Genomic DNA, 6,300 nt, shown 5'->3' on the forward strand with positions numbered 1-6,300 from the left:
CTTTTTTTGATTTTATTTAAAGCCATATTCTTGGCAAACAGCTTCTCCTGTTCAGTAAACAGTTCTGCCAATTGTACATAAGAGTGATAAAGATGCGGCTTTGTCTCAATGAAATTGAGCCTTTCCAGGACGTTTACAGGCTTAACAAGATAATCATTGATTTTCCTATTAACCTTGTTACCGTTTGAAATAAATAGGTATTGATAAAAAAGCTCAATTGAGTCTTTCATTATTGGCAATACCTGTTCGCCTTCTCTATTTTTAAAAAAGCCTTCGAGTGCAAGCTGTGATTGCTTCCACCTCAGGAAAATATTATGGCTTAGTTCCTCAATCTCTGCTAAAGGAAATTCTTTTTCCACTTAGTCTCTGCTCCTCATTCGCTTCTTGCCCTCCCTGCATATCTCAAGCAAAGGACACGTCTCACATTTTGGATTTTGCGCTTTGCAATGGTATCGGCCGAAAAAAATCATTCGATGATGAGTGATAGACCATTCGTCCTCTGGGATCTTTTTCATCAAAGTTTTTTCAACTTCCAAAACGGAATCCTTCCAACGGCAAAATGCTAGTCGCTTACTGACCCTTTCAACATGAGTATCCACTGCTATTGCTGGGACACCGTATGCAACAGAAACAACAACGTTAGCTGTTTTTCTTCCTACACCAGGGAGCTTAGTCAATTCATCTCGATCAGAGGGAACTACTCCGCCGTACTCATCAATAAGCAGTCTGCACAGATTTTGGATGTTCTTAGCCTTATTTCGAAATAGCCCTATTGATCTGATATCCTGCTGCAGCTCCTCCAGAGGGACACTAAGGAAATCTTCGGGTGTTCTATATTTTTCAAATAATCCTTTTGTTACTTTGTTCACCAATGCATCTGTACACTGGGCCGACAACGCTACAGCTATGACTAGTTCGAAAGGATTGGAATGAACCAGTTCACAATGGGCATCTGGAAACAATTTGCCCATTTCATCAAGGCAATATCTTATTTCTTGCTTATTTAACATTGACTTCACCCGCGCTTTTAAAGTGATAATGGCTTAAACCTGATAGGTTGAGAGCCAACTAAATAATACTGATCAAGCCTCTTTTTAATCAATAAATTTTGCAAAAGAGCCTGGATAAAAAAACGAGAGAATGAATTCTCTCGTAGAAGATTACTGTTCAAGCCAATTATAAAATGGCACAGGATTTGGAGAAACCTTTGGTTCTTCCTTCCCTGCCTTTTGCAGGTTCTGATGCTGCCTGAATTTTCTCCCATAACTTTTAGCTTGTTCAATCGTTTTAATTCCATTTTTCTTCCACTCAAAAAGAATTCGGTCTATGTACCGAAAATTCAGCTTGCCGGATATGACAGCTTCCCTTAAAGCAGCCTTAATGATTATCGGGTCATGATGATCATCGTCCATCCACATCGCCAAAGTCTCGCATTCAAACGGTGATAATGGCCTGCCAAACTCCTTTTCGAAACAAGTATATAAGTCCGTTTCTTCTTGTCGGACAAGAAGCTCTTTTTCTTTCTTCCTTTTGAGCATGAATTGATCAAAAAGCTTTTCCCAGAGTGGCTCCAGTGAATATTTCTCATATCTGATTCCGTCTGAAGAATCGCCATCATTGATTGATATAAACCCTCTCTGAATCAGTGCTCGGAGCAAATCTGTACATTCGAAGGCTGATATCGTCATGTTGGCAGCAAGTTCCATAGGAGTAGGAAATTCGTTTCCTTTTTCCGAAAAGTAGAATACATGAAGTAAAAGTGCTAACTCTTGTTCGTTTAATCTCATTTCTTTGTACTGTGTAAGCAGTACAGCAGGAATGGTAATATTCCCTTCCTTCAGCCAATCTAACATATCTGCTTTTTTCATTCCGGACACCTCTTTTCATAGTATAGCATGAACAAGCCCGGCTGGTAATAAAATAGAAAAAGATTAAAAAGGGAAATTAGTCGAAAAATAGCAAAAAAAACAAGAAAACGGATGTTCCTATAAGAGCATATTCTAACAATGAACGGGAGAAAAAAGCATTATCGATGTTCCAATAAGGGTCATTGGAACAATGAAATGAAAAAATAAGCATTATCAATGTTCCAATAAGGGTCCTTGGAACAATGAACAGGAGAAAAAAGCATTATGTATGTTCCAATAAGAGTCATTAGAGATATTCACCTACCCATAATAGCCTTCCTTGTGATTCATTTTCTCATGCCTATAATAATTTTGAACAATAAGTGCGCCGTGAAAATCTGTTAACAAAAAAGGCCCGTAAATTCACGGGCCTTTTCTATTGGATGCTTATGGATATAAACGGTTCAATAAACGAGGGAACGGGATGGATTCGCGAACATGCTCTACCCCGCTAATCCAGGCCACTGTTCTTTCTAGTCCCAATCCGAATCCTGAATGTGGAACAGATCCAAACTGGCGAAGCTGCAGGTACCATTCATATGATTCAAGCGCCAAGCCATGCTCTTCCAGACGCTGTTTCAGCAAATCATAGTCATGGATACGCTCAGAGCCACCGATGATTTCGCCATATCCTTCTGGTGCAATTAAATCCGCACACAGGACCACATCTTCACGATCAGCAGCCGGCTGCATGTAGAACGGTTTTAATGATGTTGGATAATGGGTGATGAAAACAGGCTTTTCATAAGCTTCTGCAATGGCAGTTTCATGTGGAGCACCAAAGTCATCTCCCCACTGAATATCATCAAATCCTTTTTCATGCAGGAATTTAATTGCATCATCGTAAGTGATCCTTGGGAATGGAGCCTTGATGTTTTCCAGCTTTGATACATCACGTCCTAATGTTTGCAATTCGATTTGGCAATTTTTCACTACTGATTGAACGATATAAGATACATACTCTTCCTGCACTTTTAAACTGTCTTCAAACTCATAAAATGCCATTTCTGGTTCAATCATCCAGAATTCAATTAGGTGACGGCGTGTTTTTGACTTTTCAGCACGGAAAGTCGGACCGAATGAAAATACCTTTCCAAGTGCCATTGCAGCAGCTTCCATGTAAAGCTGACCGCTTTGAGATAAGAAAGCATCTTCTTCGAAATATTTAGTATGGAATAATTCTGTTGTTCCTTCAGGAGCACTACCTGTTAAAATTGGCGGATCTACCTTTGAAAATCCTTGCTCATTGAAAAATTCATATGTGGCACGAATGATTTCATTACGGATTTTCATCACTGAATGCTGACGTTTTGAACGCAGCCATAAATGGCGGTGATCCATGAGGAACTCAGTTCCATGTTCTTTTGGTGTAATCGGATAATCAGTTGCCTGATGGATTACTTCAATTCCATTGACTTGCAATTCATAACCTAGAGCTGATCTCTCATCCTTCGTAACTGTTCCAGTTACATAAAGGGAGGATTCTTGAGTGATTGATTTCGCCAGTTGGAATACTTCTTCGGCTACCTCACTCTTAACCACGACTCCTTGAATAAAGCCTGTCCCGTCACGAAGCTGCAGGAAAGCAATCTTTCCGCTCGAACGCTTATTTGCAACCCAAGCTCCAATTTTCACTTCTTTTCCTTCATATTTATGGACTTCTGAGATTGTTGATTTATTCACTTATTGTTCCCTCCAAAAATAAACAAAGCTGGTAGTATGTATTGTTTTCATTATACATTTGCCCATAGGCTCAGGCAACACTCAAACTTAGAATACGGAGAATCGTTTAAGATTCTCCGCATATTTGATTATGATCGTCCATTTACAAATTGATGAATGCGGCTGATGGCTTCCTCTAATTGATCTAGGGAAGTCGCATAGGAGAGACGCAGATTATCGGGTGCACCAAATCCTGAACCAGGCACGACAGCAACATTTGCTTCTGTCAGCAATACTTCAGCAAACTCATCAACATCCTTGCATCCGCTTAGACGTGCTGCCTCTTTGGCATTTGGAAATAAATAAAATGCTCCCTGTGGCTTGACACATGAGAATCCTGGGGTTTCGTTTAATTTAGCATGAATGATTTCAAGTCTTTCTTCAAATGCAGTTCTCATCATTTCTACAGCTTCCTGGGATCCATTGTACGCTGCAATAGAAGCATACTGGGCAGGAGTTGTAGGATTGGATGTACTATGGCTTGCGAGGTCGGTCATTGCATTGATGATCTTGCTGTTACCAGCCGCGTAGCCAATTCTCCATCCTGTCATAGAATGGGATTTTGATACACCATTTATGATGATGGTTTGCTCCTTTAAATCTTCAGAAATCTCCGCGATAGAAACATGCTGAGTATTTCCATATATTAATTTTTCATAGATTTCATCTGAAATAATTAAAATTCCTTTTTCAAGGCAAACATCGCCCAGAGCTTTCAGTTCTTCCCTAGAGTAGACCATTCCTGTTGGATTGCTTGGTGAATTGATGATTACAGCTCTAGTCTTGCTGGAGATTTTCTCTTTAAGCTGTTCAGGTGTGATTTTGAAATCATTTTGTTCAAGCCCTTCAACATAAACCGGGTTTCCTCCGGCGAGCTTAACTTGCTCTGGATAGCTTACCCAATATGGAATTGGAATGATTACTTCATCACCATCGTTCAGCAGCACCTGGAATAATGTATATAGGCCATGTTTTGCGCCGTTCGTGACAATAATCTCATTGGGCTTATACTCTAGCCCCTGGTCACGCTTTAGCTTTGAGGCAATTACCTTTTTTAATTCCGGAAGTCCGCCTGAAGGTGTATACTTTGTAAAACCTTCATTCATGGACTTCACAGCAGCATCGATAATATGCTGTGGTGTATTAAAGTCAGGCTCACCTGCTCCGAGTCCAATCACATCTTTCCCCTGAGCTTTTAATTCTTTTGCTTTTGCGGTAATTGCCAATGTTGAAGAAGGAGTGAGAGCTCCCACTCTGCTGGCTAACTGGAATTCCATCCTTTTACCTCCCAAGTATTTTAAGAATTGCAGATTTTCTGCTTTCATTTTTTCATTTAAACGAAAACGAACATTTTTTTCTTACCTTCCGCTTAATGTGATCTATTGGTATCAAAGTAGCATTCAGAGTAAATAGAATGAACAGCAGTTGCGAAATTTGCTATAAAAATTCTTATAAATTATCAATCGCCCTTAATTTTTCTCCAGTATCGAAATCAACATAATAATAATTAATTGTATCGTTGGTGTTACGGTAGTAAATCTCCCATGCCGGCCTGTCCGTCTTTTGAATCCTAGCCATGCCGAGCCTGACTTCTACAATTTCATTGGGATTCTTTTCTTCATATAGTTTATTTAAAGCTTCTTTTTTCGTGATTCCATTTTTAGCATTTCTGGTCAGGACTTCACGATTTTTTTCATTGATCCAGACATATACATCTTCCTGCTTGGAGTTTTTTCCTGTCATTACATAGTAGGTTTCTTCGCCGCTATATAGGCTGAACTGTCTGAAATCTTTCAAGTTTGTTTGCTCTTGGGCAATTCGCACAGCCTTTTCTTCTGCAGCCTTTAACGGTTCGGTGGCATTTAAGTATACATTAATCAGAATTCCCGCAATGACGACAATCGTGAGAACACTGAATAAAATCCATTTTTTCACAATAACCCCTTCTTTTATGCAAGCTCTTTTGGTAAGGATTGAACACATATATTAGTGCCTAGCAGCTATCACTGCTCCAACTCTTTATGTACGATAAATTGTAAATACTGCTTTTTCTTTGTCTTCCTGGTCCAGTGCAAGCCCAAACATAAGGTCATCATGCTTTAAGGTTCTGTTCAGGGCATCCACAATTTTATATAAATCGGGACTTTGCTGGATTTTCACTGTTGTTAAAACTTCGATTTTGCTTTCCATCCTGGAATTCCTCCTCTTGAAACAACAATTTTTGTCATTAATATGTAAGTGTAAAGTAGGCAATACTAGAATCACAATACTCATTATATCAGGAATATAGCATCACTGGTAAGAGTATAACTACCCCAACAATACATTTCTAGTCCACACACATGAATGGCTGCGCATAAAACGCGCAGTTTTTTCTTCGCTTTATTCAATCGCTTTAATTAGTGCATGATTTCAAAGGTTCTTTACAATAAAAGAAATAGTCCTTTATAATTCAAACTTTTTTTAAAGGCTGTTTTCGTAAACATTGTTGTTTTTGGCGTAGTGTTCAATACCACTCCAGGATAATCGCTTTCCGCGGTGAGGGCGCTGAACCTCCTCGGCACTTCAAGCGCCTGCGGGGACTCAGCTGTCCCGCTGCTCCAGCATGACTTTGAATAGGCTTACTCGAACCTGCCCACGCACGTTGAAAATGCGTTAGCATTTTCGGAGG

General features: G+C 39.6%; 7 protein-coding genes. All 7 read right to left on the reverse strand.

Annotated features, from left to right (window positions below; all coding sequences use genetic code 11):
* The coding region (locus tag V7201_RS04885; RefSeq protein ID WP_335375660.1) for a YpoC family protein at window positions 1-359 on the reverse strand (359 nt) is incomplete at its 3' end.
* Window positions 360-1,010 (reverse strand): endonuclease III, encoded by a 651-nt coding sequence (gene nth, locus V7201_RS04890; RefSeq protein WP_335375661.1) that lies wholly within the window; start codon window positions 1,008-1,010, stop codon window positions 360-362.
* A gap of 150 nt (window positions 1,011-1,160) precedes the next feature.
* The gene (locus V7201_RS04895) at window positions 1,161-1,868 is read right to left on the reverse strand and encodes a DnaD domain-containing protein (protein WP_335375662.1); all 708 of its coding nucleotides are present in this window, start codon (window positions 1,866-1,868) and stop codon (window positions 1,161-1,163) included.
* Between the two features lie 426 nt (window positions 1,869-2,294).
* Window positions 2,295-3,590, reverse strand: coding sequence for an asparagine--tRNA ligase (asnS, locus tag V7201_RS04900; protein WP_335375663.1), 1,296 nt, complete (start codon window positions 3,588-3,590; stop codon window positions 2,295-2,297).
* Window positions 3,591-3,718: 128 nt separating this feature from the next.
* Window positions 3,719-4,906: a pyridoxal phosphate-dependent aminotransferase gene (locus V7201_RS04905; RefSeq protein WP_335375664.1), complete on the reverse strand. Its 1,188-nt coding sequence runs from the start codon at window positions 4,904-4,906 to the stop codon at window positions 3,719-3,721.
* Window positions 4,907-5,078: 172 nt separating this feature from the next.
* Complete coding sequence (locus V7201_RS04910; protein ID WP_335375665.1) at window positions 5,079-5,564, reverse strand: cell wall elongation regulator TseB-like domain-containing protein; 486 nt, start codon at window positions 5,562-5,564, stop codon at window positions 5,079-5,081.
* Window positions 5,565-5,648: 84 nt separating this feature from the next.
* On the reverse strand, window positions 5,649-5,819 hold the full coding sequence (locus V7201_RS04915) for a YpmA family protein (protein ID WP_335375666.1): 171 nt from the start codon (window positions 5,817-5,819) through the stop codon (window positions 5,649-5,651).
* Between the last annotated feature and the right edge of the window lie 481 nt (window positions 5,820-6,300).

Source organism: Bacillus sp. JJ1122 (assembly GCF_036964885.1).
Taxonomy (GTDB): Bacteria; Bacillota; Bacilli; order Bacillales; family Cytobacillaceae; genus Mesobacillus.